Source organism: Streptomyces sp. NPDC088252 (genome assembly GCF_044740965.1).
Taxonomy (GTDB): domain Bacteria; phylum Actinomycetota; class Actinomycetes; order Streptomycetales; family Streptomycetaceae; genus Streptomyces.
The window spans coordinates 149603-174772 of sequence record NZ_JBIURS010000018.1; the positions used below are offsets into that span (position 1 = coordinate 149603).

39 protein-coding genes are annotated in these 25170 nt (G+C 69.0%); 6 read left to right on the forward strand and 33 right to left on the reverse strand.

The window, feature by feature from the left end; all coding sequences use genetic code 11:
• Positions 1-11: 11 nt before the first annotated feature.
• The 16 genes from ACIOHC_RS30610 to ACIOHC_RS30685 all read right to left on the reverse strand — a co-directional run bounded on the left by ACIOHC_RS30610 (position 12) and on the right by ACIOHC_RS30685 (position 10787).
• Positions 12-293: a hypothetical protein gene (locus tag ACIOHC_RS30610; protein WP_351072202.1), complete on the reverse strand. Its 282-nt coding sequence runs from the start codon at positions 291-293 to the stop codon at positions 12-14.
• Between the two features lie 38 nt (positions 294-331).
• Positions 332-955 (reverse strand): hypothetical protein, encoded by a 624-nt coding sequence (locus ACIOHC_RS30615; protein ID WP_351072200.1) that lies wholly within the window; start codon positions 953-955, stop codon positions 332-334.
• A 2-nt stretch (positions 956-957) separates the two neighbouring features.
• Positions 958-1482 carry a hypothetical protein gene (locus ACIOHC_RS30620; protein ID WP_351072197.1) on the reverse strand — a complete coding sequence of 175 codons (525 nt, stop codon included), beginning with the start codon at positions 1480-1482 and terminating at the stop codon, positions 958-960.
• A 2-nt stretch (positions 1483-1484) separates the two neighbouring features.
• On the reverse strand, positions 1485-1730 hold the full coding sequence (locus ACIOHC_RS30625) for a hypothetical protein (RefSeq protein ID WP_401844819.1): 246 nt from the start codon (positions 1728-1730) through the stop codon (positions 1485-1487).
• Positions 1731-1739: 9 nt separating this feature from the next.
• On the reverse strand, positions 1740-2150 hold the full coding sequence (locus tag ACIOHC_RS30630) for a hypothetical protein (RefSeq protein ID WP_401844821.1): 411 nt from the start codon (positions 2148-2150) through the stop codon (positions 1740-1742).
• Positions 2147-2524, reverse strand: a complete 378-nt coding sequence (locus ACIOHC_RS30635; protein ID WP_401844822.1) for a hypothetical protein — start codon at positions 2522-2524, stop codon at positions 2147-2149. The genes ACIOHC_RS30630 and ACIOHC_RS30635 overlap by 4 nt, the downstream gene beginning before the upstream one ends.
• Entirely contained in the window at positions 2521-2910 is a 390-nt protein-coding gene (locus ACIOHC_RS30640) for a DUF6093 family protein (RefSeq protein ID WP_389636331.1), read from the reverse strand. Before ACIOHC_RS30640 ends, ACIOHC_RS30635 begins: the two co-directional genes overlap by 4 nt.
• Positions 2907-3482: a hypothetical protein gene (locus ACIOHC_RS30645; RefSeq protein WP_389636330.1), complete on the reverse strand. Its 576-nt coding sequence runs from the start codon at positions 3480-3482 to the stop codon at positions 2907-2909. Before ACIOHC_RS30645 ends, ACIOHC_RS30640 begins: the two co-directional genes overlap by 4 nt.
• Positions 3483-3508: 26 nt before the next feature.
• The gene (locus ACIOHC_RS30650; RefSeq protein WP_389636329.1) at positions 3509-3766 is read right to left on the reverse strand and encodes a hypothetical protein; all 258 of its coding nucleotides are present in this window, start codon (positions 3764-3766) and stop codon (positions 3509-3511) included.
• Positions 3767-3807: 41 nt separating this feature from the next.
• Positions 3808-4629, reverse strand: a complete 822-nt coding sequence (locus ACIOHC_RS30655) for a P22 phage major capsid protein family protein (RefSeq protein ID WP_389636328.1) — start codon at positions 4627-4629, stop codon at positions 3808-3810.
• Positions 4630-4676: 47 nt separating this feature from the next.
• A complete protein-coding gene (locus ACIOHC_RS30660) occupies positions 4677-5447 on the reverse strand; it encodes a hypothetical protein (protein ID WP_389636327.1) in 771 nt (256 codons plus the stop codon).
• A 66-nt stretch (positions 5448-5513) separates the two neighbouring features.
• Positions 5514-6551 (reverse strand): hypothetical protein, encoded by a 1038-nt coding sequence (locus tag ACIOHC_RS30665; protein ID WP_401844824.1) that lies wholly within the window; start codon positions 6549-6551, stop codon positions 5514-5516.
• Complete coding sequence (locus ACIOHC_RS30670) at positions 6548-8053, reverse strand: phage portal protein (RefSeq protein WP_389636325.1); 1506 nt, start codon at positions 8051-8053, stop codon at positions 6548-6550. The genes ACIOHC_RS30665 and ACIOHC_RS30670 overlap by 4 nt, the downstream gene beginning before the upstream one ends.
• A gap of 3 nt (positions 8054-8056) precedes the next feature.
• On the reverse strand, positions 8057-9565 hold the full coding sequence (locus ACIOHC_RS30675) for a hypothetical protein (protein ID WP_389636324.1): 1509 nt from the start codon (positions 9563-9565) through the stop codon (positions 8057-8059).
• Positions 9566-9742: 177 nt separating this feature from the next.
• The gene (locus ACIOHC_RS30680) at positions 9743-10216 is read right to left on the reverse strand and encodes a hypothetical protein (RefSeq protein WP_389636323.1); all 474 of its coding nucleotides are present in this window, start codon (positions 10214-10216) and stop codon (positions 9743-9745) included.
• A 310-nt stretch (positions 10217-10526) separates the two neighbouring features.
• Positions 10527-10787 carry a hypothetical protein gene (locus tag ACIOHC_RS30685; RefSeq protein ID WP_401844827.1) on the reverse strand — a complete coding sequence of 87 codons (261 nt, stop codon included), beginning with the start codon at positions 10785-10787 and terminating at the stop codon, positions 10527-10529.
• Between the two features lie 534 nt (positions 10788-11321).
• On the opposite strand from ACIOHC_RS30685, the gene ACIOHC_RS30690 reads away from it, so the two are divergent.
• A complete protein-coding gene (locus tag ACIOHC_RS30690; RefSeq protein WP_389636322.1) occupies positions 11322-11681 on the forward strand; it encodes a hypothetical protein in 360 nt (119 codons plus the stop codon).
• Positions 11682-11714: 33 nt separating this feature from the next.
• Here ACIOHC_RS30690 and ACIOHC_RS30695 read toward each other — a convergent pair whose 3' ends face one another.
• On the reverse strand, positions 11715-11948 hold the full coding sequence (locus tag ACIOHC_RS30695) for a DNA-binding protein (RefSeq protein ID WP_401844829.1): 234 nt from the start codon (positions 11946-11948) through the stop codon (positions 11715-11717).
• Positions 11949-12105: 157 nt separating this feature from the next.
• Between ACIOHC_RS30695 and ACIOHC_RS30700 the strand changes: the two genes are divergently transcribed.
• Entirely contained in the window at positions 12106-12294 is a 189-nt protein-coding gene (locus tag ACIOHC_RS30700) for a hypothetical protein (protein ID WP_401844831.1), read from the forward strand.
• A 3-nt stretch (positions 12295-12297) separates the two neighbouring features.
• On the opposite strand, the gene ACIOHC_RS30705 is transcribed toward ACIOHC_RS30700, so the two are convergent.
• The 14 genes from ACIOHC_RS30705 to ACIOHC_RS30770 form a co-directional block, all read right to left on the reverse strand.
• Complete coding sequence (locus ACIOHC_RS30705) at positions 12298-12786, reverse strand: hypothetical protein (protein WP_389636319.1); 489 nt, start codon at positions 12784-12786, stop codon at positions 12298-12300.
• A gap of 81 nt (positions 12787-12867) precedes the next feature.
• On the reverse strand, positions 12868-13095 hold the full coding sequence (locus ACIOHC_RS30710) for a hypothetical protein (protein WP_389636318.1): 228 nt from the start codon (positions 13093-13095) through the stop codon (positions 12868-12870).
• 28 nt (positions 13096-13123) lie between these two features.
• Positions 13124-15661 (reverse strand): hypothetical protein, encoded by a 2538-nt coding sequence (locus tag ACIOHC_RS30715; protein ID WP_401844834.1) that lies wholly within the window; start codon positions 15659-15661, stop codon positions 13124-13126.
• Positions 15662-15740: 79 nt separating this feature from the next.
• A complete protein-coding gene (locus ACIOHC_RS30720; protein ID WP_389636316.1) occupies positions 15741-16133 on the reverse strand; it encodes a hypothetical protein in 393 nt (130 codons plus the stop codon).
• 2 nt (positions 16134-16135) lie between these two features.
• The gene (locus ACIOHC_RS30725) at positions 16136-17272 is read right to left on the reverse strand and encodes a hypothetical protein (protein WP_401844837.1); all 1137 of its coding nucleotides are present in this window, start codon (positions 17270-17272) and stop codon (positions 16136-16138) included.
• 116 nt (positions 17273-17388) lie between these two features.
• Positions 17389-17577 carry a hypothetical protein gene (locus ACIOHC_RS30730; protein WP_326768841.1) on the reverse strand — a complete coding sequence of 63 codons (189 nt, stop codon included), beginning with the start codon at positions 17575-17577 and terminating at the stop codon, positions 17389-17391.
• Between the two features lie 197 nt (positions 17578-17774).
• A complete protein-coding gene (locus ACIOHC_RS30735; RefSeq protein ID WP_401844838.1) occupies positions 17775-18878 on the reverse strand; it encodes a hypothetical protein in 1104 nt (367 codons plus the stop codon).
• A 58-nt stretch (positions 18879-18936) separates the two neighbouring features.
• Positions 18937-19164, reverse strand: a complete 228-nt coding sequence (locus ACIOHC_RS30740; RefSeq protein ID WP_401844841.1) for a hypothetical protein — start codon at positions 19162-19164, stop codon at positions 18937-18939.
• Positions 19165-19199: 35 nt separating this feature from the next.
• A complete protein-coding gene (locus ACIOHC_RS30745) occupies positions 19200-19430 on the reverse strand; it encodes a hypothetical protein (protein ID WP_401844843.1) in 231 nt (76 codons plus the stop codon).
• A 102-nt stretch (positions 19431-19532) separates the two neighbouring features.
• Positions 19533-19784, reverse strand: a complete 252-nt coding sequence (locus tag ACIOHC_RS30750; protein ID WP_389636311.1) for a hypothetical protein — start codon at positions 19782-19784, stop codon at positions 19533-19535.
• Between the two features lie 98 nt (positions 19785-19882).
• Positions 19883-20185, reverse strand: coding sequence for a hypothetical protein (locus ACIOHC_RS30755; RefSeq protein ID WP_389636310.1), 303 nt, complete (start codon positions 20183-20185; stop codon positions 19883-19885).
• Positions 20186-20244: 59 nt separating this feature from the next.
• The gene (locus ACIOHC_RS30760) at positions 20245-20703 is read right to left on the reverse strand and encodes a protein kilB (RefSeq protein ID WP_401844846.1); all 459 of its coding nucleotides are present in this window, start codon (positions 20701-20703) and stop codon (positions 20245-20247) included.
• A gap of 87 nt (positions 20704-20790) precedes the next feature.
• On the reverse strand, positions 20791-20934 hold the full coding sequence (locus ACIOHC_RS30765) for a hypothetical protein (protein ID WP_389636308.1): 144 nt from the start codon (positions 20932-20934) through the stop codon (positions 20791-20793).
• Positions 20931-21296: a hypothetical protein gene (locus ACIOHC_RS30770; RefSeq protein WP_401844848.1), complete on the reverse strand. Its 366-nt coding sequence runs from the start codon at positions 21294-21296 to the stop codon at positions 20931-20933. The genes ACIOHC_RS30765 and ACIOHC_RS30770 overlap by 4 nt, the downstream gene beginning before the upstream one ends.
• 213 nt (positions 21297-21509) lie before the next feature.
• Between ACIOHC_RS30770 and ACIOHC_RS30775 the strand changes: the two genes are divergently transcribed.
• The 4 genes from ACIOHC_RS30775 to ACIOHC_RS30790 all read left to right on the forward strand — a co-directional run bounded on the left by ACIOHC_RS30775 (position 21510) and on the right by ACIOHC_RS30790 (position 23894).
• Positions 21510-21761 (forward strand): hypothetical protein, encoded by a 252-nt coding sequence (locus ACIOHC_RS30775; RefSeq protein ID WP_401844850.1) that lies wholly within the window; start codon positions 21510-21512, stop codon positions 21759-21761.
• Between the two features lie 152 nt (positions 21762-21913).
• Positions 21914-22549: an NUDIX hydrolase gene (locus ACIOHC_RS30780; protein ID WP_401844852.1), complete on the forward strand. Its 636-nt coding sequence runs from the start codon at positions 21914-21916 to the stop codon at positions 22547-22549.
• The gene (locus ACIOHC_RS30785) at positions 22546-22956 is read left to right on the forward strand and encodes an NUDIX hydrolase (protein ID WP_401844854.1); all 411 of its coding nucleotides are present in this window, start codon (positions 22546-22548) and stop codon (positions 22954-22956) included. Before ACIOHC_RS30780 ends, ACIOHC_RS30785 begins: the two co-directional genes overlap by 4 nt.
• 476 nt (positions 22957-23432) lie before the next feature.
• On the forward strand, positions 23433-23894 hold the full coding sequence (locus ACIOHC_RS30790; RefSeq protein WP_401844856.1) for a DUF6907 domain-containing protein: 462 nt from the start codon (positions 23433-23435) through the stop codon (positions 23892-23894).
• 62 nt (positions 23895-23956) lie between these two features.
• On the opposite strand, the gene ACIOHC_RS30795 is transcribed toward ACIOHC_RS30790, so the two are convergent.
• Positions 23957-24259, reverse strand: coding sequence for a hypothetical protein (locus ACIOHC_RS30795; protein ID WP_401844858.1), 303 nt, complete (start codon positions 24257-24259; stop codon positions 23957-23959).
• A 71-nt stretch (positions 24260-24330) separates the two neighbouring features.
• Complete coding sequence (locus ACIOHC_RS30800; protein ID WP_401844860.1) at positions 24331-24960, reverse strand: hypothetical protein; 630 nt, start codon at positions 24958-24960, stop codon at positions 24331-24333.
• Between the last annotated feature and the right edge of the window lie 210 nt (positions 24961-25170).

A 25170-nucleotide genomic window follows, 5' to 3' on the forward strand; every position in this document is an offset into this window, starting at 1 on the left:
TGTTCCGCTGGTCAGCCGATCACTGGGCGCTTCCCGGCCCAGACGACGGTCAATTTCTGGCCGGATAGGTCAGCACCCTCGCGCTCCGCCGCGGCCTTCTCGGCCTTCTCCTTGGCCTGACAGCCGAAGCAGGTGATCCTGCGCGGCTCGTACTCGTTCGCTTCGTCCAGGGACTCGGACAGGAGGTGCCCGCACCCGCCGCACGTCTCGTCAGCTAGGCGCTGCCACTCGACCGCGAGGAGGGTGTCTTCCTGGGTCCACTCCGGTTCGCCTGGCCCCCGCACACGGCCCATGAAGACGCTGTACGGGATGCCACGCGGGGCGCAGTAGCTCAGCTGAGCCCGAAGCTCCGAAGAACTTCGGATGCGAGCTCGGATTTTGGGCCCGGGTCCGTCACCCCCAGCTGCACTGTGAGCGCGGTCGACCACAGCTGGTTGAGCTGCCCGTCCGACAGCTCCTCCCAGAAGGCCCCGAACTCCTCATCGCTGGCGACCACAGGGTCGATGAGCTGGGCCCGCACAAGGACCGGCGCGAACGCGTCCGGGTCGAACGCCGGTTCCCCGGCGGGCTGCCCGGCCGCCTCTGCGGCCTTCGCGGCGGCCTCGACCTGCTTCTCAGTAGGCGGGCAGGCCGCGCGCAGCTTCTGGTAGCGCCGGTGCTGCACCGCCTGGAGCACGAACACCACCTTCGACGCCTCAGCCTGGTCCTCCAGGTCCCGCAGGTGTCGGGCGATGTCCGGCGCGGTGTCGGGGAGGTTCGTGGTCTCGTCGTACTCCCGGGCACGCTCCAGTGCGGCCTCGGCGTCCGCGATCTGTGAGGCGGTCTCGGAGTCGAGGTACAGCGGTACGCGCTCGCGCGGGCGCTGGATGTGGGCGGTGATGTCCGCGAGGGTGCGGGGCCCTGCTGTGGGGGCCCCGCTGTCGCTCGCGAACGTCGCGGGGACGTCCGTCGTCACTGTCAGCCCCCCGTCGCCGTTACGACAGCGTCCTGCTCCGGCTCGCCCGTGATCGCCAGCGACGCCGTGAACTTGCTGGTCTCGTTGTCACCGGTGTCGTTCATCGCGCGAGAGATCACCGTCACCGGGAGAACCTCGACCCGGTCGCCGGCCTTCGCGACGCCGCTTTTGGAGCCCAGGCCGGTGGTGGCGTCCTGGCTGAAGCCGGCCCGAGCGACGATCAGGAAGCCGATGGCGTCCTTCTCCAGGGTGTTCCACGCGAGGTCGTCAGCGCCCTGAGAATCACGGTGGGCGGTGATCTCCGCCGCGTCGCCACCGTAGGTACCGGGCGCTGTCTTGTTGAACCTGCTGCCGATGTCCGCAGCGTCGATCGTGTTGCCCGACGACGGGGTCTTGAGCCCGTCGCGGGTGACGTGATCGGACAGGTTCGTCCCAGCGGCAATCTCCGCCGCCGTCGGCTTGGACGGGTCAGCGACCGTCGGCGCGAACACGATCCCGATCCTGCCGGTTGTGCCGTAACGAGGCATGGTCAGTTCTCCTTCTGTGCGGCCTCGGCCGCGAGGCTGGTCCTTCGGCGCGGGGCCGCTGTCTCCGGGGGCACCAGGGCGCCCTCGGGTGCTTCGTCCGGCTCGGCCGGGGTGGCGGTCTGCCGCCATCCGCGTGCCTCCCACACCAGTTCCAGCTGGCGACGGGTGACGCGGACCGGTGGCGCCGTGGGGAGGGCGGGGTGGGCCATGTCCACCAGGGCGTCCGGATCGGGCGTGTGGTCAGCCACGAGGTCCTCCTATGCGGGGGTCAGGTAGTAGCGGTAGACGTCCACCCGAAACCACGTGGGGGCCTCGGGGGTGGCCGGGTCAGTAAGGGGCTCGGTCGTCGTCGCAGTACCGGTCACGTAGACCGCGCACTGCGACCACGACCAGCCGGTTGGGGGCTCCAGGTCGCCGAGCGCCACCGCCTCAGCTTGCTCAGCGACCTGGTCCGCCGCCCGCCGCGACGGCCCCACCGCAGTGATCTGGATCTCCGGCGCCCGATCCGCATTCGGTGCGCCGATCGACCCTTCACCGCGCATCACCTGACGGGGCCGTACCACCACGTACCGGCCCGTCAGCGCACCCCGCACATCACGGGGCTGTCCATCACCCACCGCCAGCCCAGCCGCGCGCAGAGCATCGACCAGGCGATCGGTGGCGTTCATCTCAGCGCCTGCCAGACGGCGATCTCGACACCGCGGATCAGGTCGTCCGCGTGCTCCTCCAGCGCCGGACCGAGGTGCGGGATCGGTGCGTTGTTCCGGGTGCCGTACTCGACGATGTTGCCGAGCGGACCCTGCCGCCTTCCCTTGTCCGGTCCGATCTCGGCCTCGGGGCCGGCCGGACCACGGGTCACGTCGTAGGTGATGCTGGACGGGTACGCGGGCAGGTGAGCGTGCCCGCTGATCCGCTGCGCCGCGGTGCGCTTGACCTTCCCGGCCGTCACCGCCACCGCGGTCGTCGCGTTCCGCTCCATCAGCGCGATGGACGCCATCAGCGCAGCGGCGGTCTCCCGCGCACCAGTCACGATCACCGTCACCGGGACACCTCCGTACACCACATGCGGCGAGCCGTGATGTGGCTGCCGCGATCGAGATTCCTGAGCTGGAGCGGCATACCGACCAGCGTGGGATCGGACGACTCGGTGATCGTCACCCGCAGCCCGGACCGCAGCGGCTCGGGTCCGAGCGGGATGGACACCTTGTACTGCCAGGTCTGAGAGGTGGCGTTCACCGACGGCGTCACCACCGCCGTGGACGCGGGCTTGACTCGGCACTTGCCGTCGTAGATCACGACCGGCACCGCGACGTCGCGGCCGTCCTCGGTGGTGGTCACCACTGGCACTTCCTCGATGAGGCACCGGTCGGTCATCAGCGACTCGGCGAGCGCCTGGCCTTCGGCCGCGGTCTCCCCGGCCCCGCTCACCGCGACCTCGACTTCACCAGGTAGACGCCCGGCGTGCCCAGCACCGCATTGAGCGCCTGGAGCTCGCCGGGCATCAGGTCGCCGGCGGCCGCGATCTGCTCGGATGCGTAGGTCACTGAGTAGTCGTCCACGCTGGTCTGGCGGATCATGCCCTCGCCCTGCGCTGGCTGCTGGCTGAGCCGGTACGCGATCTGGCACACGAGCTCGACCAGTCCGTCAGGGATCTGCTCGAAGCCGTGCCGGTACGTCACTTCGACCCGGTCCGTTCGGCAGCGCGGGACGAAAAGATGCTCCTCCCCGTCCCACTGCCACCCCGCCACCGGGCCCGTGGTGCCATCCGGCTCGACGGCCACGACCTCAGACACGGAAAGGATCGGCGCCCCAGGCAGGGCTACCTGCCCGCGGCTGACCGACAGACGCACCGTGGCGGTCTGCGCAGTGAGCGCGCCCCGTCCGGCCGCCCGCCGTACCCGCGCACTCGCGCGGGCCAGCAGACCGGCAGGATCCCGGCTCTCCGGCAGGGTGTACCCGTAAGCCGTCGCATCGGCCTCGGTGGCCAGCGGTGGCAGCATCACACCCTCCTCTCACCGGAACGGAGCTACTCGGTTTCGTCGCCCGGGGCGCCATCTGCGATCAGTCCCGCGCCTCGCAGCGAGGCCAGCAACTCGTTCACGGTGGCCCGCATCTGCGCGTTGGTCGCACCGGAGGGCGCGTCCTCCACAGCCACACCCTGTTCGGTCGATGCCGCAAACGCTGCCGCCCCGCCGTCGGCAATCACCATGGGCAGCGGGTTGTCCGGGGACACGGGAGCCAAGCGACCGTTGGCCGCCTTGGTCACAATCTGGAGCTTGCTCACGATCAGTTCTCCTTGCTCGGTCAGCTTGTCGAGGGGGCGGATTACGGGGCGGCGGTGTACTTCGCGGACGCCTCCGGGCGGATCACCTTGCCGCCGTAGACGTGCAGCCCACGCAGCCGATCCGCGAACTTGTTCTGCGCGCGCATTCCCTCGACCTTCTGAATCTGCGACACGTAGGCGCAGGTGTCCTTGTTGAAGGCGACGGCCTGGGGGCGTGCCGTGACCGGCATGTTCTCGGAGGTGATGATGCGGCAGCCGAGGAGACCGCCGACCGTGGCCAGTCGCAGGCCCTGCGGGTCGCCGCTGACCGCGACATCGGTCAGCTTCGAGCTGGCGCCGATGAGCTGCCGGTGGAACATGGCGTTGATCGCGATGATGCGGCCGGCCGCGGGGACGTGCGCCTGGTTCAGCATGAGGACCAGGTCCGCGATGACGTCGAAGGCGTCGTCACCGTCCAGGATCGGGTCCGTGTTCGGGATGGCGGTGGCTCCGGTGACGAGGCGCCCGGCGATGAACTTGTCGGCATCCTCCGCCATACCGAGCGACGCGGCCTGGGAGTACTTGTCCATGGTCCCGGCCGCCTGGGCCTTGTCGATGTCGTCGACGTAGAAGTCGAAGTTCTTCTCCTGGTCGACGTCGACCTCGACCTCGGTGTCGGTGATGTCGTCGGCCGTGGTCGTCCGCCCGGCCGCCTTGTAGTCCTTGATGGCGGGCGGGACCACACCTGAGATCTTGATCTTGTTTCCGCTGGTCAGGTTCCCCGTGTACTCCTGGTTGACGAGCGGCGCGAACACCGCGGTCTCCCAGTACTGCATGGTCATCTGGGCAGACCAGATAGTCGGGATGAAGTGCGTGATGGCCACCGTGGGCCCCTTTCATGAGAAAGGGCCGCACGGCGGCGGCCCTCGGTCTACTTCGTCTTGCCGAGCAGGTTGTCGAGACGGCCCTCGGCCTTGGCCGCGACGATCTGCTGGGGGGTGAGCTTCGCCAGCTCGGCTTCGGTGAGCTGGCCCTTCGGGGACTGGCCCGGTCGTGCGCCGCCGTCCCCGCCGTCCTTGAACCGCTTCCCGGCGAGCGGGTCGAGCGCCAGGTACGGCTTCGCGTCCAGCAGCTCGTCGAGGGCTTCGGCGATCGCCTCGGTGTCGATGTGGTCGCCGTCGATGAAGTCCTCGACTCGGCGGGCGAGGTGGGCGCGGGCGTCCTCCGGGTCCGCAAACTTCCTCGCGGCCCGCGCCTCCAGCCGGTCCAGGGCCCGATCGCGCAGCCCTTCGGCCTTCGCCTCCGCTCGGGCGTCCGCCCGCAGCTGCTCCAGGTCCGGCGGGTCGCCGGAGCCGTCGTCCACGGGCTTCTTGGCGGCAGCCGCCTTGAACTGCGCGAGCTCAGCTTCGGCGGCCTTGCGCCGCTCCCGCTCCGTCCGGGCCTTGGCCTTCATTGAGTCGAGGGCCTTCTTGCCGGCGTCGCCAAGCTGGTCGGCGCCGTCCGGCTCCTGATCCTCGTCGCCGTCGTCAGCGTCGCCGCTGTCGTCAGCACCGTCGTCCTGGTCGTCGTCCTCGTCATCGCCCGGGGCGCCTCCGAGGATCGGCCAGATCGGCTGAGGGCCGGTCTCGCCCGTGCGGGCCTTGCGCCAGCCGACCGCGTACAGCCCCGTGCGGGCATGGCGCGGCAGAGTGGTGATGTCCATCGTGATCTCCCATTGCGGGGGTGAAAGCGGTGCGCCGTTGCGGCGCGCCGGGTCTGTGAGCCCGCGCTACAGGCGGGCGATGTCCGCACTGGAGCGGACGAGATAGCCGTGGCGACCGAGGAGCCTCACAAGCTCCTGCCGGTCCGCCGACAGGCGGAAAATGGACTCGGGGGTGAGCCGGGTTCGGCTCATCGGCCGGCCCTCGATCTGCTCCAGCTCCCGCCGGACACGGGCGAAGTGCGATGAGTGGCGGCTGGTGCCTTCGACCGTGGTGACGATGCGCTGCCCGTCAGTCGTTGTCGCCCGCCGCAGACTCGCCGCGGTTCGTCGGGCGTTGACGACCTGGCCGATATCCGCACCGGCCCGGATCGCCTCCGCGCCACCACGTCCGAAGACCCGCACCTGGTCCGAGGCGGACAGGCGGTTGAAGTAGGCGGCCGGGTCCGTGCGCCAGTTCCGGCTGCGGCGCGCTCGATCGCGGCCGTCGCCTCCGGCCGGGGTGCCGTAGCACTGACACCGCTTATGCCGCAGGAAATCCGCGTTCCACCGGTACCAGCGCCCCGCGAGAACCGCGCACCGCTTGCACGCGCCCGCGTTGATGCACCGGATGTACCCGGTGACCGACCGGGTGCCCGCCATGGCAGTCTGCGCCGCCCTGCGACCGGCATCGATCGTCTCGGATGACCCCATCAGCAAGATGCTGTTGCGAGCCTGCCCGAGCGCCCAGACCGGCGACTGGCCGCGCTGCTCGACTGCGAGCCGGGCCCGCAGCACGGGTGTGGTCAGCATGGTCGTGAGCGGCCGCCCGTCTGCGGCGGACCGGGCGAACGCGGCCGGGACGACCCGGTACGCGGTCGACGCGTCCAGGCCCATCAGCGCCGCGGCTTCCGCGACGAACTCACCCGCCCCGCCGGCTGCCCGTGCCTGCCCGGCCATCAGCGACCGGTACAGCCCCGGCAGCACCTCACCGAACCAGGACCCGAGCAGGTCGCCGGGGTCGAGGCGGGTTAGCCAGTACAGCATCTCGCCCTGCACGATCCGGGCGGCCTGCTCGATCTCCCGCTGCCGCACTGCCGTGCGCTCCAGTGCCTGGTCCAAGCTCACGGGGTCGACACCGCACTCAACAGCTGATCAACACTGACGTGAGAGGCTGCCTGGTCGGTGGCCTGCCCGTCAGGCGCCATGGGGTCGTGAGGACGGACGCCGAGGATCTGCGCGGCCGGGTCGAGCTCCGCCTCCTCGGCGCGCATCCGAACCAGGTCGGCAACCTCCGTGGGGCTGAGTCCGTAGCGCAGAGCCAGCCACTCGAAGGGGAACCCGATCTGGCGCAACTTCAGCAACGCGTCGGCAGCCTGGGCCTGATTCCGGGACTCGGCGTCAGCCCACAGCATCTGGCCCCCGGCAAGGCCCCGCGCGAGCTTGTCTTCGCCGCGGGCCAGCGCGATCAGCCGGAACACCTCCCGGAGCGCCGTTCCGAACCAGAGCTGCTTCTCGTTGGCCTTCTTCACCAGGCCGGTCTCCGCCGCCACCAAGGCGTCACCGCTGAGGTTGGCCATACGGCCGATCAGGTAGTGGCTCGGGGTCCTCGTCTGCGCGGCGATATGCCCGACCGCAACCTCAATGACCTTGGTGTACGCCTCCAGGTTCGCGGCCGGCCAGTTCGCGGCCTTGGCCTGCTCCCCTTCAATCCACAGGACTCGGTCCACGGCGAACTTATCCAGATCCACGGCCTTCTCGCCGATGACCTGCCCGGTCTTGTCCAGGATCGGTGTCTTGGGCGCCTCGGCGCCGAGGATCAGGCGCTGAGGGAAGGACGCGAAGTCCGAGGCGGTGAAAAGCTGGCTCCACAGCAAGTTGATCGCGTCTTGCATGGCGATCACGCCCGCGACGTCGCTGATCGGGTCGTCTGCCAGGAGCGGCCGGTTGGGCAGCTCGACCATCGGCACGACACCCATCGGGTTCGGCTGGGGGTTCGGCGCGTTACCCGTATCCCTCAGCTCGAAGTCCCGGCCCAGCTCCTCTACAGACTGCATGGACGGCGATTTGGAGGGCTCTGGGCTGACCGCGCGCTCCAGCTTCCACACCTCGGTCTTGGTGTAGAGCGTCGCGTACACCCGCTGCCCGTCCTGCCACGACTTGAGCGCCGCCACACGCTTGCGGCGGGAGCCCGGCTCGTAAGCAATGACCGCCTGGCGTGCGTCCTCGACCGTGACCTCGGGGGTTTCTTCGTCGTCCGGGTCTCCCCACACGAGTACGAACGCCCTGGCGCCGGTGCCCGCACCGAGGAACCCGAGTTGCGACTCCGCATCCAGCCCGTTGCGCTGCCACACCGACCACAAATCGGCGTGGGATCGGGTCTCTCCAGCTGCCTTGACGCCAGTCACCGTCAGTCGCTCCACAGGAGCGTCGGCGACAGGAAGCGTCCAGTTATCGGAGAAGCCCGCGTACTGCTTCGCGAAGTGCTTCCGGAAGGATTCGCTGGCGAAGCGGAGAGGGTGCTCGCCCTTGTAGTAGGAAACCCCCTTCGTCACCAGGCCCGAGCGGGATTGCAGCTCCGACAGCAGCTGGTCCGCCAACTGCCCGGCCTGCCCCAGAGTCAGCCCCATAACTCACCCCCCGGTGTAGACATACGACGGCTTCTTGACCTGTGCCAGACCGGCCTTGATGGCGTCCCCAGCTGCTTCGTGCGCGAGCACGGAGACGACAGCGAGGTCGATCTTCTGTGCCACCGATGCCTTGCGGAGGACGTAGCGGTTTGAAGTGCGGGCTGCTTTACGCGCGTTTGCCACATGGGCGCCGGTCACCTCGCATCCGTCATGTCGGAACGTGCTGTCCTTCTTCGTCACGTCCGTCAGCAGCCGCTCGCACGCCGCGTGCATCTGCACGACTCGGTTCGAGTACCAGCGGACAACCCGCTGCTCTCCATACCGGTCCGCCCAGGTATCGATCTCCGTCTCCCAGTACGGCGGATCCGCGTACACGCGCAGGACCTCGTACCGGGTCATGAGTTCATCCATCGCCGCCTCGACTTCGAGGCGCGGGACCTGGCCCTCCCACTCGGCCGGATTCCAGATCGTTGGCCGGTTGTCCGGTCCATACGTCGGGGTGAACTGGTAGCCGTCCAGGGTCTCGGCCCTGAAGCCGGTCCAGTCGTCGACGTCGGACCCGTCGAAGCCGAGCACCACCCGCGGCTTGTTGCCGACGTCCCTGGGCGCGGCCCGCAGATCCCAGATCGGCCGCTCCAGCCACGTGCCGACGCCAGCGGTGATCCGGTTGCCGAAGAACCTCTCCGCCTGGGCGATGTCCTTCTCGATCAGCTCTGCGGCCTCGCCCTCGATGGCGTCGAGGTCGACCCAACCGCCGCGGCCGGCGCTGTCTCCGTACACCGCCCGGTGGATCTTCCGGCGGTCTGACTTCAGCGTGTACTGGAGCCGTGGGTCGGCCAGTTTGTGGTCCCGGTAGATGTCCTTCACTCGGGCCTCGGCCGTGCGCTGCGCGACCGAATCCTCTGATGGGTCCCACGCGTTGGTCGTCTCGATCGACCGGCCGCCCATGCCGGCCAGGCCGCGGCGCTGCGTCTCGGCGACCTGGACCATGCCCGACGCGACAGTCCACAGGCCGGTCTCGTCCTGGACCACGAACGTCACGCGCTGCCCGAGCCGCGTGCGCGCGCGGGAGGTCACCGGGTCGATCCGGCCACCGCCGGGCAGGTTGATCCGCGTATCCCCGGTATCCGGGATCAGTTCGGCGAGCGGCCCTAGCTCGATCATCGGCTGCAGCGCGCTATAAACGTTCGCCGTCTGGTCCTCACTGTTGGCCGCGATCTGGATCAGCGGAGTCGGCCACGGCCGCCCCATCGGGTCGCCCGGCTCGTACTCGTACAGCCACCCGCAGCCGCACCCGTAGTCCCGGCAGTCGTAGACCTCGCCGCCGTCGGCCCAGCCCAGGAAGAGAACCGGTCCGACGCCCTCGCCGCAGATCAGCGCGCCGGAGAAGGGCCCCTTGCCCCACTTCTGCGGCCGAACGAGCTGAGACCGCCGGTACGCGAAGGCCGGCGCCCGCTGGCCCTGCTGCGCGCCCGGCTTCAGCCGGTAGTGGTGGACCAGGAATGTCCACATCTCATCCGTGAGCCTGTAAGGCTCGCCAGCCCGGTCCCCGTCGGGGATAACGCAATGCTGCTCGATCCACTCGCCCAGCAGCCAGCCCAGGCTCGGGAACTCGCCTGGAAACTCAGGCCCCCGCCACATCGGCGGACACCTTGCTCAGGGAGATGTCGCCGGGCTCCATCCGCGCCATCAGCCGCTGCCCTTCTCGTCGTTGTCCACAACCTTCAGTCGGCGGCGGGCCTGCATCGACCGGGACGATGGTCGCCGCGCCCCTGGCTGCTGCGCCGAGATCTGCGGCTCACCGCCGACGACCTCCCACCGGAGCCGAAGCATCGCCAGAGGCGTCAGCCCCAGCCGGTCACCGAGTTGCCGGGCCTCCTTGCCCGCGTCCAGGTCGCCGCTCTCCGCCCGGCACTTCCACCGCACGTACTGCGCGACCTCGCGTGTCCAGCCCATCCGCTCCCACTGCACGGCCTGCGGAGTTGCCCACAGCTCTGTCCACAGCTCAGCCTCTACACGCTGCTGCGCTTCGAGCTGCGCCTGGAGGATCGTCGCCTCGGCCCTGGATGCGTCGGCCTTTCGCTGAGCGTTCGCCTTTGCCCGGCCCTTCAGGTTGGGCTCCAGCAGCGCGAGCTCCGCGTCGTCGGCCGCACGCGCTGCCATGTCCCGACGGGTCACTGCCGTCACGTCGTCGAGTAGCGGCCACCGCGGCGGATCCCCCGCGCGCCCTTCGGCCGGCAGCGGCGTCAGCGCGAGGGTCGCGTTGCGCCGCCGGCGCTGGTCGGCAGGCTTCGGTGCAGGCCCCATCCCGGCCACGAGATCACCACCGATCTGTCACTCTGTGTGGTCGACGTCCTGGCCCTGGGCCTCTCCAGACCCGTACAGAAATCGATAGACCTCCCCGGCGGTCCGGGACGAGTCGATGATCAAGGGGTTACCCCCCACCCTCGACACGTAGCGTGACCGGGGGCTGTCAGTCGTCGGGCTCCCGGGTGTGGGCTGCCCCGGTCTCCATGGCTTCGGCGATGCGGAGCATGCCGACGCGCTCGATCCAGCCGAGGCCTTCGGAGTAGGAGGCGCTGAGCCGGGTTGAGCCGTCGGTCTCGATGACCTTGAGGAGGACGATGGCGCCGGCTGCAAGCTCGTCGCCGGCGAGGCTGGTGGTGATGTCCAGTGCGTCGATCAGTGATCCGAGCCGCTGTTCACCGCTCGGTGCGCTGTCGGCGTTGCTCACCGGTTCCAGCCTCCTGGTTGGTCGCGTGCTGTCTCGCTGCTGTGGCAGGGCTGGCAGACGCCGCGTCCGTGCTTCGGGTCGTTCGGGTCTTGGCCAGTGCGCGCGAGTTCGCGCCGGTCTGTTGGCCAGTGATCCGCGTGCTTCGACGGTGCAGCGCCACAGAGGACACAGATGGGATCGCGAGCAAGGACAGCGGCACGGAAGCGCGTCTCGTGCTGTCGGTCGTATCCGCGCTGTCTCGCGGTACCGCGCTGCTGATCAGCTTCGGTACGGCATGCGGAGCAACGGCCTCCTTGGTCGGTGTACTCGGGGCAGCCAGGGCGCGAGCACACGCGCCACTTTGTCCGTTTGACCATCAGTGTCGTGCCGCCTTCCGTAGCATCCGGGGCACCAATTGAGGGGGTGCGCGTGAGACGCTGGGTGATCACAACTGTCGCAGTAGGGACGCTGCTTACTGGATGCAGTGACTCAGGCGATAGCGACAACAAGGGCAGCGCCGGGGCGCCCGCAGCCAAGGTCCGCTCGGCTTCGGAGATGCAGGAGAAGTGGGCGCCGGTATTGGAACAGCGGTCGCACGACATGGGGCCGATGACGGCCTCCCTGTGTATGCCGCCGGGCCTGTTCACGGGGGACTGCGACGAGGCAGGGAAGGCGCTGGCTGGCGACGCCGACGCACTGATCAAAGAGGTGGACGGACGGGACGGGTTCGGTGACCTGCTGAGATACGCCCGCAAGGTTCAAGCAGCCCGGGATGCGTACAGCAGCAACGGGTGTCTGACGCGACCATCGGGCGACGCGTACACCGAGTGCGTCATGGCCGGGCGGACATTGTCCCTGGGGGCGCAGTCGCTTCTCGCGGGAGTGAACGCGGCAGCTACAGACGGCCAGGGTTGACCAGAGTGGATGTTCCGCCAGTGCGCCAGGTCATCAGGCAGGCTTCGCGACTCCGGGCAGCGGCGGCGGCTCACCAGGGGTGATGAGCTCACGCGTCCATTCGTCGCGGACGGCTTTGTTCAGCTCGAAGACGCTGTACCGAACGTTGCCGCGGCCGGAGCCGTATCGCCGGATTCGCCCTTCGTGCGCCCAGCGCCGGATCGTGACGCCGGGCCGGCCTGCGTAGTAGGCGGCGTCCTTCTCGCTGACAAGTCCGCGGGTGACCATGTTCGCCTCCGCCGGAAATGACTGAGGGCCGCCTTGTCGGGCGGCCCTCAGCGACATGCGTGTCTAGTGAGGCAGACGATACGTTCGCCCACATCATCGCGTCAAGCTATGGATCATTCACCTGCGATAGCTACCCGCTATCCACCAGACTGGCCCCATGGCCACGGTCTTCATGGTGCAGGCGGACTCGCAGGAGGAGTGCGCCGCCGAACTGGCCCGCATGTGCGCGGCTTTCAACCTTCGCCCGCTACTGCCGCCGACCAGATCGACGGGGACGGAGCGGTGGCTGGCACGGGCCACGACAAAGGCCCCGGACCGTGAAGTCCAGGGCCCTGTCGTGCGGTGAGGTTCAGCGGGTCTGGTTGCGGGTGGTGGCGATAACGCCGCGGGTGGTGGTGTTGATGCTGCGCTGGTCCTGGTGGACGTCGCGGTGGAAGTGGTTGTGAACCGGGGCCGGGGCGGCCTCGACGGTGTCCTTGACCCGTCCAACGAGGCGGCCGATCGCGAGGACGAGCACGGCCGGGGCGCCGAGGACAACGGCGCACACAACGGGGTCCGCGCTCCCGGACGCCAGCATTACGAGGGAGGCGCTCCCGCCGACGAGGAGCGACGCGGCTCCCCCGGACAGCATCAGGGCACTGGCGTCGGTGGCCCGCTGGGACATCGGGGGCCGGCCGGGCTGCGGTACGGGCGGGGCGGTGCCGACCAGCGGGAGCGGGGTGTCGTCCCGGTGAAATGTGGCCCGTTCGTCGGCGTACACGTCGTTGACGGCGTCGGCGATCTGCTGGGCAGCGGCATAGGTGGCGGCCCGGTCGGTGGGCTCAGGCTGTGTGGGCATGGGGCTGGGTCTCCTTCCGGGCCAAGTGGCGCGGCGTGTTCGGCGGTCGCGGCCCGCCGAGTGCGGGCCGCCTAGTACGGGCTACTTGGAGGACACGGAGTTCACGGTGTCGCTGGCGGCACGGGCTCCGGTGCCGAGCATGTCCTGGGCCTTGGCGACGCAGTCGGCGCCCCAGGGGGTGGCGACGGCGAGGATCCAGAACAGCGAGACGGCGAGGAACTCACGCTTACGGAAGCTGCTGTCCTTCTTGAACCAGATACCGAGGCCGACGCAGGCAAGGAGGAACAGGCCGCTGAGGGTGATGGTCATGAGATTTCTCCGTTTCGGTGAGGTTGGATTAGGCGCCGAGGCGTTCGGCGGTGTGCCAGTCGCGGTCGATCTGGGCGAGCTTGCCGAGGCGTTCCAGGCGGGCGGTGGCGCCCGCGACGTTGCTGGGCTTCAGGTCGGTGACCTCGGCGATCTGCTTGTTGCGGCGTGCACCGCCGTCGACCGCGCGCCAGACGAGTTGCGAACGGGTGGGCGGCACGAGTTCGTCCAGGTCGTCGTCTTCGACGTCCGCCGCCTCGACGGCGGCCGGGACGGTGGGCTTCATGTCGATGACGACGGCGGCCGGGCTCTTCTTGCCGGACTTGATCAGGTCCGTCAGGAACGCCTCTTCTTCCGAGGCGTCCATGTGCCGGTACTCGTCGCGGCGCAGGTACGCGATACCGGCCGCGTCCGCCTCGCCATCCGTCAGCGTCGTGCGGGGCAGCGTGCGGAACACTTTGGCCGCGTTGTGGTGGTACATCACGCGGGACTGCGTGTACTGGGATGCGCCGTCGGCGACGTAGCACAGGCCCCCGGTGCCGGACCCGTTCGGGAACGTCTCGGGGATCGGCTCCAGGCGGAACTCGGGAGTGCGCGAGCCCAGCGACATCGTGTCGACGTCGGCGCGCGCGGTGCGGAACAGCGCGATGTTGCCGGACTGGAGCATGTCGCGGACCGCGTTGGCGTCGGCGTTCGAGCCGATGGCGTCCAGGTTGGGCAGCTGCACGTGGGCGCGCGCCCCGATGCCGGCAGCACGGGTCTGGCGCCCCAGGTGCGAGACGCCCTTGAGGACAGCGGCGGCGTTCTGGTCCCGGGAGCCCTCCTTGGCCATCTCATTGAACTCGTCGAAGGTCACCGCCATCGGTGCGAACGGCTCGCCTGGCACGAAGAAGGACCGGCCTGTCTCAAGGTCGCCGTCCGCGTCACGCCACTGCATCCGCATCTGCACGGCGAACCGGTACTTGCCGACCGCTGAGGCACCCTGCGCCATCAGGGCGAAGCCGAGCGGGGACTTGACCAGCCAGTCCAGGTCGTCGGTCCATGAGGCGTAGCCCACGCCGCCCTTGCCGTCGGCTACCCAGGAGACGAACCTGTTGACGGCCTGGGCGATCAGCAGGGCCTCCTCCAGGGAGGTCTTGCCCGCCCCGGTGGTGCCGGACGCGAACGAGTGCACGGCCGACATGCCCGGGGTGCCGGACAGGCCGGACTTCCCCGCGTTGGGGATCATCAGGCGCCAGCGGACCGGGCGCCCGTAGATGTCGAGGCCGACTGTCACGTACCCGTCGGCGTCCATGACCAGCGCGTCCAGGTCCAGGGGGACACCGTCCTGGAGCGGGTTCGAGGACATCTCGTTGACCTCGATCCGCCGGGAGTCCAGTGCACGCAGGTGCAGGCGTGAGACTGCCTCTTCGCCCGGCATGTCGAGCGCCTGGGCGATCACGCGGGGCTGCACGGCGGTGACTGGCGTGCCCTTGCGCGGCAGCAGGATCGTGAACTTCCGGCCGGTGTCGGTGGGCTCGACGCCGTACAGCTCGCTGCCTTCGTAGGGGTTGAACTCCTCCCAGACGTCCGGCAGGCCGTCCCCCACCCGCTTCGTGAGCGCCTTGAGCCGCACGGTCAACTTGGCCCGGTTGGCGGCCATGTCGTCGGGCCGGTAGACGTTCACCGCACGCGGCGGCACCCCGAACGCAATCGAAATGGAGTCCTGGTCGACACCCAGCGCCGGCTTGGCCGTCGTGGACACGATGATGGCGGTGAGCCTGTCGCTGTCGAGGTCGATGCTGGTGAGCTTGGAATCGGGCAGCGGGCCACGTTCGCAGGCGATCCACTCGGACCAGCGGGCCACGTACCAGTCGGCGCCCATCGGGCTTGCGGTGTCCGCCGCGGCAGGGGTGGGCCGGTGCCAGACCTTTACCCCCCAGCCCGTGCTGACGGTAAGGACGGCGACACGGCCCCACCAGGGCAGCTCGACAAAGCCGCTGGCCGGAATCGCTGCGAGCGGACCGGCCCGCAGCGCCATCTCGGTGGGTGTGTACTTGCGCCACCAGCCGGACTCCCAGTCCGGCAGGGCCTTCGCCCAGGCGGTGCGCAGCGACCTGCATCGCACCCGGTGCGCCTCCGTGGTTGCGGCGCGTACAAGGGCAGCGCGGTCGTCCCGCTGTCGCCAACCGTCGGCGATCCCTACGACCGGTACGAGCAGCCCGTCGCTGCCGACGGCCGGGCTGCACGAGTGGTCCCGTGAGAGACGGTGGCGCATGCGGCGGACCTTGCGCCGGTAGCCGCGACGGCTGCTACGGCACATCCACTCCCACGGCTCACCCTGCCCCGGCAGCCAGCGCCACGGGCCGGGAAGCAGCCCGAGAGCCGCCCAGCCGGCCGCGATGCTTGATGCTCCGGCGGTCGTCAGCAGCAGCGGCTCGCCGGCGAGGAAGCCGGAAGCGATGCCCAGCCCGGCGCCAACGTACAGGCCGGGGTTGTGCACCTCGTCCATGCGGGCACGCAGTCCGGTCAGTTCCTGCTGCGGCGCTTCGTTCTTGGTTTCGGGCTTGACTAGAGTCGGCGTTGCCATCCGGTTTTCTCCGATTCCTGCGGTGGTGAGGGGCGGGGCCAGGGCTATGGCCCCGCCCTTCGTGGTGTGTGCGCGGTCTCTACCGGCGCTGGATGAACTGGCGGTCGGCCATCTGCACGGCGTGCGTGCGGTTGGCGTCGGCCATTCGCCCGTGCTGGGCCCGTGTCTCGCTGTCGAGGCCCTGCGCCGAGGTGGAGAGGGAGTCGGAGGCGGAGACGATGCCGGCCACGTTGGCGGCCATGGCGTCGGACAGAGTCGCGACCTCCATGTAGGCGGTGGTGGTCGGCTCGTCGACGTCCAGCCTGGTCATGGCCTCGGACAGGTAGCGGGCGGAGTCGGCGCGCTCTTGGAAGCGGGACTGGAGCCGCTCGACTGCCCGCCGGGTGTTGCCGGCGCGGATTCCGTAGGCTGCCGCCCTGGCGAGGACTGCCGCGACGGTGATGACTGTTCCGACGGTGGACTTCTCTGCCATGGTCAGGCCGCCTTCGTCTCGTAGATCTCGGTGTGGGCGCTGGTGTCCTCGGCGTCGACGGCGTCGGAGATGTACGAGTCGCGTTCGGCGACGGACTCCATGTCCTTGGCGATCTCGGCGTAGACGCCCTGTCCTGCTTCGAGGAGGGACTTGGCCGCGACGACCTTCTCGCCCTGAGCGATCGTGTTGACTTCCAGGTCGCCGAGCTGCGCGCGGATCGCCCGGTACTGGTCCATGCAGCGGGTGACCCAGCCGATGACGCCCGCCCCGAACCCTGCGCTCTGCAAGGCGACGATCAGGTCGTCGCCGCGTGCGATCTCCCGCTCGGCACGGGCGTGGATGCGCCCGTAGACGCGGACGTCGTCCTCGCACATGAGGGAGAGCTCGTCGCTCTCTTCCATGACGGACTCGTAGGTGACGTCGGCTGCCATGCGTCCAACTCCTTGTGGTTTGTCGGCTGATTGCGGTGTGGGGGACGGTGTCGTGTCGTCCTGATCCGGTTCGGGCGCGGTGTCGACGGCGGGCTCGTCGGGGGTGACCGGCGTCTTTCCGGGTGCCTTCTTGAGGTCGACGGCCGGCTCCTTCGCCGACTCCTCATCGCCCTTCTTCGGTGATTCCTCCGCCGCGGCCGGGCCCGCACTCTTGTCGCTGTCGAAGCCGACTGTCGGAGGCGTTGACGGCATCGGAGGCACCAGCGGCGACTGATCGCGCGGCAGCGGAATGAACACCGGGCCGGGATCCTCGTGGCCTGCGTCGCGGCGCCGCTTGCGGTAGGCCTGCCACGCGCCGCGGCCCGTGTCCTGCGCCCACGTCACACCCTGCGCAGTCCACGTTCCGGCCCGGTGGCCGATCGGCGTCCTGGGGTGCTCGGCAGAGCGGCGCTTGCGGTACCCGGACCAGAAGGTCTCCAGGGCTGCGGCCTCCGCGCCGCTGGCGACGGGCGCTTCCTTCCACGCAGAGACACCATTCTTCGGCGGGGCTGTCCCGCCGTGCTTCTCTGCGATCCGCTGAACGGCCTTCTCGTGTCGGGTCTCCTCGCGCATGACGGCACGCTGCGCCGGAGACAATCCCAGCTTCGACTGCTCGCTCTGCGAGCCTGCCGCGTAGGCGAGCATGCACGCGATGAGCAGGATCTCCATCAACTTCCCCTTACGTTGTGTGACTTGGTGGGGTGAACGACTGCGCCGTGCGCGCACGTGCGCGCGTAGCACACGGAGGGTTCATCTGTCCCGGAGGTGAATGAACGAGTGAACGATCACCGTGAGTAGCGGTCGGTGATGCGCTGGAGGGCCTCACCGATCTCGCCCCACGCGCGGTTGGCGACCACTGGATCGAGGTCGCGCAGCGTGCTGCGCAGTCGGTCCAGCCGGCGGGTCGCGCCTTCCTTGGGTGAGCGCTTGTCCGCCCGCTTGATCTCCTTGGGCCAGTACGTGGATCCGCTCACGTCCGTTCTCTCCTTTCGTTCGTTGGTCGAGTCGGGCGCGACCCTGTCCGGGTCTGCTTGCCGGGTCTGCGAGGGTTCCGCTCACCGACTCACTCACCGGTTGACCTGCTGTTTTCGCTATGCCGACTGCTTCCGGCAGTCGCAGCAAGGACCAGACCGTGGGGGGCTGGGCCTCACTGGTGGTGCCGGCGTGCGGGCTATCGGGGGGCGGCGCTGGTCTCGCGCTTCTCGATCTCGGCCCAGGTATTACGGACGCGCTCCTCGCGGGCCTTGAAGCCGGCGTCCCGGAATTCCTTCTGGGCTTGCCGGTAGGAGCGGGGCGGTTCCATGCCGTAGCGCAGCCACCGCAGGACGATGGCGAGCTGTTCGTCGGAGAGCGTCACGCCCGGCTTGGGCAGCTCGACGCCTTCGATGTCGGCGAGTTCCTGGAGGGTCATGGCCCCCTTGGCGGGGGCCTGGCCACCCACCGTGTCCATGTCCGTTTCGTCCTCAGTCACGGGCGGCAGGGTCACAGGCTCAATTTCCGGGGTGGCCTGTGTGACCACCGTGTGACCCTCCAGCTCAGCCGGGGTGTCTCCGCCAGCTGTGACCACAGGTCGGGACACGGCCAGATTCAGGTCGCGTTCAGCGAAGGCCAGGGCTTTCGGGCCGTGCTTCTTCTCCGACTTCTGCAGGCGCTTCTCGGCCTTGGCGCGCGCCTTATTGATCTCGGCCTGTGCTCGGGTGAGGACATCGGCGCGGGCGGTCTGCCTCTGCACCTCGCCGAGGTGTCCGGCGGTCTCTGCGAGCACATCGGTGGTCGCCTCGGACCGCAGATGCCGGGCGTCGGCTGCGGCAAGGGCGCGGGCGTTGCGATCCGCGGCCGACCGCTCGGCGATCCGGGTCGCGGTGGCCGGGTCAGCGAGGACGTTCCCGGCGAACAGTCGCAACCCCATGAACAGGGCGGCGGCGACCGGCACGAAGGCGAACACCTTTGCGTGGCCGAGGATCAGCAGGATCGTCGCCGAGACGCCGACCGCGACGGCAGACAGGCCCAGCATGACCCCCATGCCCACCTTCGAGCGCTGCCGGATCGCAATCTCCGACATGCGCAGCGCCCCGATCCACAGGGCGTCGTAAACGATGGCGATCGACCAGCCGACGACCATGCCGACCTTGCCGTGCACGCCGATCATCTCGCCCAGCTGCCCGCCGACCGTGATAGCGACCAGGGCGAGCGAGGCGAGAGTGAGCAGCTTCTCGACGGCGGCGAACGGGTCCACGTGACGGCCGGCCGTCTTGACCCTGCTGGTGAAGCTCATGACTCCTCCTATCGGGGAGTTGAGGCCGCCGCTGATCGCGGCGACGGGGCGGGCTGGCTCAGAGCTGGTTGGGTTCGAGGGAGAAGAAGAGGCCGACGGCGTTCGCCATGTCCGGCCTCTGCCTCACGTGCTCCGCCCGGATCGCCTGGTACGTGTCGTGCCGGGTCCAGCCGGGCTCGGGCGTCATAGAGCCGGACCAGTCGGCGACGATGTAGCCGCCCGGGCTGGGCTTCTGCACGGTGAGGACGAAGTGGTACTGGCCCTGGGGCTGCTCGGCAGTGGTCATGTCGGGTGGTGTCCTTTCGGGTCGAGGTGCGGTGGTCAGGCGGTCGGCTTCGGCATGGCACGGCAGGTCTCGGCGTGCTTCTGGGACCAGCGGCGTGCGCGCTGGGTGGTGTTGGTGCGTGCCACGAACCGGTCATCCGCGTCGTCCTCGCCGCAGCCGTCGCAGTACGCAGTGTCGAAGCTGGTGACATCGACGGTGGCGCCGCCGACGGTGAGGTAGCGGGCGATGACTCCGGTCGGCCAAGCTGCAGTGGCGGTCGTGGCCATGGCGGTGCTCCTTCGGTGGTCGGGTGGGTGGTGCGGGTCCGATTGGTCCGGGCCTCTCTGCCGCCACCAGCCGTGGGGCTGGGGACGACAGGGCGGGCCGGGTCAGAGGGTGCGGGCGACGACTCGGGCAATGCGCGACTCGGGCAAAGCGACGGCGTACCCGTCGGACATCTGGATCTCGATCCAGTCCCCCACCTCGGCGTAGGACTCGACGCGGACAGGGATGTTCGCGCCGATCGTGGTCGTGACGGTGCCGGCGGGGGCGTTCTCGCCCTTGCGATAGATCGCCCCGTCGACGGTGACGAACTCGAAGAACACTTCCTGCGGCGTGGTGGTCTCGGTCTGCGTGGTCATGTCTGCTCCCTTTCGTTGCTAGGTGCCGGTGATGGCGGGTGGAGTGGCGGGGCTGGTCGTCTGTCGGCTCGGCAACCGGACCCCACGGGGAAGGTTGGTCAGGCGGCGCGGGTGAAGCGGGTGGACAGGGCGTCGAGTTCGTCGATGAGGCGCGGCCCGAACGGCTGGGCGGAGTCGATGTCGTGCGCCTGCCGCCACAGCTGGAACTCGGTCTCGGTGTCGCGGGCCTGGAGCGCAGCGATGAACCGGACGGTGATCTCGCTGGCCTCGGCGCCGTCGTGCTCCTCGTGGGAGGCGGTGATGTCGGCGACCTTGACGTCCTCGCGGATCTGGCGGACACCGGCGGAGACGGTGGCGAGGTCGGCGTTGAAGATGTCAGCGGTCATCAGGTACGGAGACATGGCGGTGCCCTTCGAGTGGGTCGGTGAGTTGAAATGAGGTGGTTCGGGTGGTGCAAGGCTCAGCGGGCGGAGAGCGCCGCCCGTGCCGCAGCGGCGAACCGGTTCGTGGCGGCAACCGCCGACCCCCGCAGGAGTTCCAAGGCCGGCATGGCGGTGGCGCCGCGCATGTCGTAGGTCGCGGCGACCGCGTCGTCGGCTGCCTCGGCCAGTGCGGGGGCAAGGATCGTGAGAGTGGTGTGCGGGGCCGTGATTGCCGACCGAGTGACGTGAGACTCGGCCCGCAGTGCGGCAATCTCCTGCTCGGAAGCGCCCGTGAGGCGGGCCTCCTCACGAACCCACATCGCCCGGCGGTGGTCGGCAACCGCGGTCGCCAGGTCGGTCACGGCCTGGAGGGTGTCCCGCCGGGCCTGCTCACTCCGCGCCTCGGCACGAACCTCACGGGCCTGGCGCTGCTGCAGAACGGTGCTGAGCGCGACACCCACCAGGGCTGAGGCGGCGGCGATGATGCTGGCCCACATGGTCTGTCCTCCGAGTGAAGTGAGGTGGAGCGCCGCGCCCCTGCCGGGCTGAGGGTGGTCACCGGCAAGGGCGCGGCGGTAAGGGGGTTAGCGCTGCGCGCGGGCCTGCTGCCGGGCGACGGTGGCGCGGACATCGACGCCGGCCTCGTAGTCGCGGCGGCAAGTGGTGGGGGTGGCCGGCTCGGAGAGGATCCGGTTCTCGCGGGGAGCGGTCGGCTCGGCCGCGGTCATGCGGCAAGCTCGACTCGGATGCGGCGCACGTACTGGCCGTGGGTGAGGCCGACGTAGGGCACTCGCGCAAGGATCACGGTGGCCGTGTGGGTGTCGGCGGCACGGGCCTGCTCGGCGTACACAGTCACGCCGTGCCGGGCAGACGCCGCCTCGCTGATCGCGCGCTGGAGGCTGTATCGGGTGACCGGCTGGCGCAGCTCGACGCTCAGGGCGTCGATGACCGCGCCGAGCATGCCGGGCAGGCGGGTCGGAGCGGTGCGGACGTAGGACGCGGCCTCGTGGGCGGCGACGTCGGCCGGGGACATGACGGCTGTGGGGGTGATCGACGCGGCGGAGGCGCCGGTAAGCTGTACGGCATCCATCAGGGGTCCTCTCAAAGATCCTGGTGGTGAGGGCCGGCCCGCGATGTAGGAGTTGCGGTGTCCGGCCCGTTTGCTGTTATGGGGCGCGCCTCGACGGACAAGTCCGGTAGGAGTGAGCCGCGCTTTCAAGCTCTGATTTGAAAGATAGAGGGTCCACGGCCAGTCGTCAAGCACAGGCTTGAAGCGAGTCGAAAACGCCCCTACTCTCATGGAATGGCCCACACCCTCGACACCGCAGTCGCTCACGTTGCCAACTCCCTCGACGCGCTCGACACGATCAGCGACCCCATCGAGCGGTACCAGGCCAGCCGCAAGACCGCAGTCATCGTCGACGACCGGCTCCGCGGCATTCGCCAACGCATCGCCCTTGAACTCAAGGCGAACGGCAAGACGTGGCGCGAGATCGGCGAGATCATGGACGGCGTCACTGCGCAGCGCGCCGAGCAGATCTCCAAGGGGAAGTGACCGGGTACCTTCCATGCCGTCGAGTCAACGCCCAGGCGCCTTAGGGGCCAATGAGCCGCCGATGCACTGGCAATGCAGTCGATGCACCGCCAGTGCAGTTCCAATGCAGCCGTGATGCACCACCCCGCCAAAGAGACCGCGAGGGGCCGATAGTGGACGTCGTCGATACGTGGACAGGCCGAACTGCCTGCGCATTGCAGGAGGCCTTACGCATGACGAATGAAGCGTTCGCCAAGAAGCTCGGGGTCGCAACTCGCACGGTGGCCGGCTGGCACAAGGAGCCGGGCATCGTGCCCCGCACCGAGATGCAGGCAGCGCTCGATACCGAGTACGAGAGGGCGAGTGAGACGGTGCAGCGGAGGTTCAGCCTTCTGTCCCGCCCGCCTGAGGAGCGCACCCAGGCGCAGGCCCTGCGTGTCGCCATCGCCGTCGTGACCCGGGCCGACGAAGTGCTACTCGTATGCCGCCGCGGGGATTCCGCCCTGTCCTGGCAATTCCCGGCCGGCATGGTCAAGCCGGACGGCAACATCGAGTCCGTCGCCATCCAGGAGACTCACGCGGAGACTGGCGTGCACTGCGCAGTCCGCGAACAACTCGGCTCCCGAGTGCACCCACAAACAGGCGTGTTGGCCTCCTACGTGCTCTGCGCCTACCTGGCCGGCGAGGCAGAGAACCGGGATTCCGTTGAGAACGTCGACGTCGCTTGGGTGCCCCGCAGCAGCCTCACCCGCTTCATCCCCGCCGACCGCATCTATCCGCCCGTACTGAAAGCCTTGGAGGCAGCATGAGCGACACCGAGACCAAGCCCGGCATCTCCGCCGCGATCATTGCGCAGGGCGGGCAGGTGTTGATGGTGCGGCGCCGCGTGAAGGAAGGCGAGCTGATGTGGCAGTTCCCTGCGGGTGCGATTGAGGCCGGCGAGTCCGCTGAGGACGCGGCTGTGCGGGAGACCGAGGAGGAGACGGGCCTGACCGTCAAGGCGATTCGTCTGCTCGGCGAGCGCGTTCACCCGAAGACGGGCCGCCTCATGAGCTACACCGCGTGCGAGGCTCTGTCCGGCGAGGCCCGCGTCGCGGACGATGACGAGCTGGACGCAGTGACCTGGGTCGCTCACGACGAGATCAGCAAATACGTGCCCTACGGGCTGTTCGAGCCGGTACAGGAGTACTTGGATCAGGTCCTGATCGGCGACTGATCCGCCACGACACATCCAGACTAGGCGGGCTTGAACACCGGGCCGACCCATCAGGCGCGAGCCACCGGCGACCACCGAGGGTCATTTTCGGACATTCACCGGGTAGAAATTGGTCAGACTTAAAGGCCGCCGAACCGTCAGGTGGCGTGCGACATACCTCCTGAACTGGGAATTCATTTGGAATTCCTCGCGTTCCGCCGCAGGTCAGCAGCTTGACAATTCCTCGACGAGCATTTCGAGGAATTGTTAGCCCGTCACTCGAATGGGTGAACGGGGGGCGCTTCATGGGCTCTGCAGCCGGAGCGCACCAGTCTGGTGAATCGTCTAGCTTCTACGTCAGCCAAGAGCGTGAACGTCAATTGCACTGCCGCAGATCTGGGCAACGAAAAAGCCGGACGGGTGCAACCGTCCGGCCTGTTCAACCAGCGGGTGGTGCCGCTGGCCAGCGAGTTCCACCCGATCAAAGGAGTACCTCTATGGCTACTTTACTGCCTGAGCCCACCCCTGCACCGTCCCAATTGCCGTCGAAGTCGCCTTCCGTCCCGCACCGCACGTGGCTGCGCCGCATCCACTCGGGCGGCCAGGTCGTCGAGACGTGCCCGGCCTGGTGCACAGACAGCCACCGCAACGACGACTCCGGGTTCTTGGAGGACCTGTCGCACGGCACCCGCTTCGACGGCCCAGGGCTGGCCGTCTTCGACGCCGGGCACGGGACGCTGTCGATGCCGGTCCTCGCCGGCCGGATCAACGTAGACCCGTACTCGGACGACCCGCGGCGCAGCGTCCCGCACATCCACCTGGAGCCGTTCCAGGACGAGGTCATGGAGTGCCTGACCCCGGACGAGTTCGCCGAAGTGATCACCCAGGTGCGCGCGCACTGCGACCGGCTCGACGAAGTGCACGCGCAGCTGGTGAAGGCGCGCGCCGAGTACCGCTGAGCGCAGACGCACGGAGGCGCCCTCGACCGATGCGGTCGGGGGCGCGTTGCCATGCCCGCGTGTTAGACGGACCCGCGATACAGCGCTTTCAGCCGGGCGACGTCATCCGAGTCAGCAGTCACGGCAAAGGCCGGGGCCCAGACGTCCTCAAAGCCGGGCGAGATCCCTTCATGCGACTTCTCGCCGACCATCACCTGGGTACTCCAGCGCTTCCATCGTGGCGCTTCAACGAGCACCCATGTCTCTTTGCCGCGCTGCTCGATGCGCTTGACCTTCACGCGAACGCATCCGGCGTTCCCTGGGAACCGCAACTCGCCGGGAGGGAGCGGGTCGGGCACGTCAAAGTAGCGCTTCGTTTCTGTCATGGAATCCCTCTACAGCTTGCGACGCTGGGCCGCGCGGGGGCGCTCGCGGGCGTCACTCGGATGCCCGAGCGCTAAGCCGCGATCCGCCGCCCAGCGAGCGGCAGGTCCATGAGCTCGCTGTGCCCGTACTGGGTCCCGCATCCGGGGCAGCGGCAGCCGGGGGTGTCGAGGGTGACGCGGAGGACAGTGCCGCAGGGGCAGGCGACGGGCACGGTTCGCGGCCTGCGCTCCCCCGACACCTGGGCCTCACATTGGCGGTGGATCAGTGACACCTCGCGCGCGGCCTCGTCGATGGCGGGGTGATTGGCCGCGGCCCATTCGAGGTTGAACCGCAGCGTCCGGACGGCGTGGTCGACGCGCTGCTGCAGCGTTCCCGCCTCGCACACCTCGGCCCGCCCGTGTTCGCGCCAGTCCCGCACCCAGGTTTCGAGCGGGCCGAGCACGGGCCCGCCGGCAGTCATCAAGTTGAGCACGTCCAGGCGGAGCGGTACGGGGGCTGTGCGGCTTCCGGAGACCGCCGGGCCGCCATTCCCTGCCCCGGGGACCAGTTGGGCGCTCAGGCGGGCGTACAGGCCCTTGGGCCCAGCCAGGGCGAGGAGATGGCCATCGATCCGCTCCACGCAGGGGCTACAGGCGTACCGGCCGAGCTCGTCGGCGTACAGGCCGCTGCGGCAGATGAGGCATTCGGTCGACTCGTTCACGGCGGGCTCCTTGCGGGCTTGCGGTGGGACTGGGCGGGGTGGCCGGCCGGGTGGGGTCCGGCCGGCCGGTGAGGCGGTGGGTCAAGTGGTGGGCTGCTGCGGCTGGTCGGTGGCGGCGCGCAGGGCGCTTACGACGGCGGGTGTACGGATGACGTCGGGAAGCTGCTGCTCCCAGGCGTCGGCCATCTGACGCACGCGTTCGATGACGGC

Bases quoted from the DNA above. Each gene is read 5' to 3' on its own strand.
- ACIOHC_RS30610 (WP_351072202.1), bottom strand. From the start codon at position 293: ATGGGCCGTGTGCGGGGGCCAGGCGAACCGGAGTGGACCCAGGAAGAC.
- ACIOHC_RS30620 (WP_351072197.1), bottom strand. From the start codon at position 1,482: ATGCCTCGTTACGGCACAACCGGCAGGATCGGGATCGTGTTCGCGCCG.
- ACIOHC_RS30630 (WP_401844821.1), bottom strand. From the start codon at position 2,150: ATGAACGCCACCGATCGCCTGGTCGATGCTCTGCGCGCGGCTGGGCTG.
- ACIOHC_RS30645 (WP_389636330.1), bottom strand. From the start codon at position 3,482: ATGCTGCCACCGCTGGCCACCGAGGCCGATGCGACGGCTTACGGGTAC.
- ACIOHC_RS30660 (WP_389636327.1), bottom strand. From the start codon at position 5,447: ATGGACATCACCACTCTGCCGCGCCATGCCCGCACGGGGCTGTACGCG.
- ACIOHC_RS30670 (WP_389636325.1), bottom strand. From the start codon at position 8,053: ATGGGGCTGACTCTGGGGCAGGCCGGGCAGTTGGCGGACCAGCTGCTG.
- ACIOHC_RS30675 (WP_389636324.1), bottom strand. From the start codon at position 9,565: ATGTGGACATTCCTGGTCCACCACTACCGGCTGAAGCCGGGCGCGCAG.
- ACIOHC_RS30680 (WP_389636323.1), bottom strand. From the start codon at position 10,216: ATGGCAGCGCGTGCGGCCGACGACGCGGAGCTCGCGCTGCTGGAGCCC.
- ACIOHC_RS30690 (WP_389636322.1), top strand. From the start codon at position 11,322: ATGCAGGAGAAGTGGGCGCCGGTATTGGAACAGCGGTCGCACGACATG.
- ACIOHC_RS30695 (WP_401844829.1), bottom strand. From the start codon at position 11,948: ATGGTCACCCGCGGACTTGTCAGCGAGAAGGACGCCGCCTACTACGCA.
- ACIOHC_RS30700 (WP_401844831.1), top strand. From the start codon at position 12,106: ATGGCCACGGTCTTCATGGTGCAGGCGGACTCGCAGGAGGAGTGCGCC.
- ACIOHC_RS30705 (WP_389636319.1), bottom strand. From the start codon at position 12,786: ATGCCCACACAGCCTGAGCCCACCGACCGGGCCGCCACCTATGCCGCT.
- ACIOHC_RS30710 (WP_389636318.1), bottom strand. From the start codon at position 13,095: ATGACCATCACCCTCAGCGGCCTGTTCCTCCTTGCCTGCGTCGGCCTC.
- ACIOHC_RS30715 (WP_401844834.1), bottom strand. From the start codon at position 15,661: ATGGCAACGCCGACTCTAGTCAAGCCCGAAACCAAGAACGAAGCGCCG.
- ACIOHC_RS30720 (WP_389636316.1), bottom strand. From the start codon at position 16,133: ATGGCAGAGAAGTCCACCGTCGGAACAGTCATCACCGTCGCGGCAGTC.
- ACIOHC_RS30725 (WP_401844837.1), bottom strand. From the start codon at position 17,272: ATGGAGATCCTGCTCATCGCGTGCATGCTCGCCTACGCGGCAGGCTCG.
- ACIOHC_RS30735 (WP_401844838.1), bottom strand. From the start codon at position 18,878: ATGAGCTTCACCAGCAGGGTCAAGACGGCCGGCCGTCACGTGGACCCG.
- ACIOHC_RS30740 (WP_401844841.1), bottom strand. From the start codon at position 19,164: ATGACCACTGCCGAGCAGCCCCAGGGCCAGTACCACTTCGTCCTCACC.
- ACIOHC_RS30745 (WP_401844843.1), bottom strand. From the start codon at position 19,430: ATGGCCACGACCGCCACTGCAGCTTGGCCGACCGGAGTCATCGCCCGC.
- ACIOHC_RS30750 (WP_389636311.1), bottom strand. From the start codon at position 19,784: ATGACCACGCAGACCGAGACCACCACGCCGCAGGAAGTGTTCTTCGAG.
- ACIOHC_RS30755 (WP_389636310.1), bottom strand. From the start codon at position 20,185: ATGTCTCCGTACCTGATGACCGCTGACATCTTCAACGCCGACCTCGCC.
- ACIOHC_RS30760 (WP_401844846.1), bottom strand. From the start codon at position 20,703: ATGTGGGCCAGCATCATCGCCGCCGCCTCAGCCCTGGTGGGTGTCGCG.
- ACIOHC_RS30765 (WP_389636308.1), bottom strand. From the start codon at position 20,934: ATGACCGCGGCCGAGCCGACCGCTCCCCGCGAGAACCGGATCCTCTCC.
- ACIOHC_RS30770 (WP_401844848.1), bottom strand. From the start codon at position 21,296: ATGGATGCCGTACAGCTTACCGGCGCCTCCGCCGCGTCGATCACCCCC.
- ACIOHC_RS30775 (WP_401844850.1), top strand. From the start codon at position 21,510: ATGGCCCACACCCTCGACACCGCAGTCGCTCACGTTGCCAACTCCCTC.
- ACIOHC_RS30785 (WP_401844854.1), top strand. From the start codon at position 22,546: ATGAGCGACACCGAGACCAAGCCCGGCATCTCCGCCGCGATCATTGCG.
- ACIOHC_RS30790 (WP_401844856.1), top strand. From the start codon at position 23,433: ATGGCTACTTTACTGCCTGAGCCCACCCCTGCACCGTCCCAATTGCCG.
- ACIOHC_RS30795 (WP_401844858.1), bottom strand. From the start codon at position 24,259: ATGACAGAAACGAAGCGCTACTTTGACGTGCCCGACCCGCTCCCTCCC.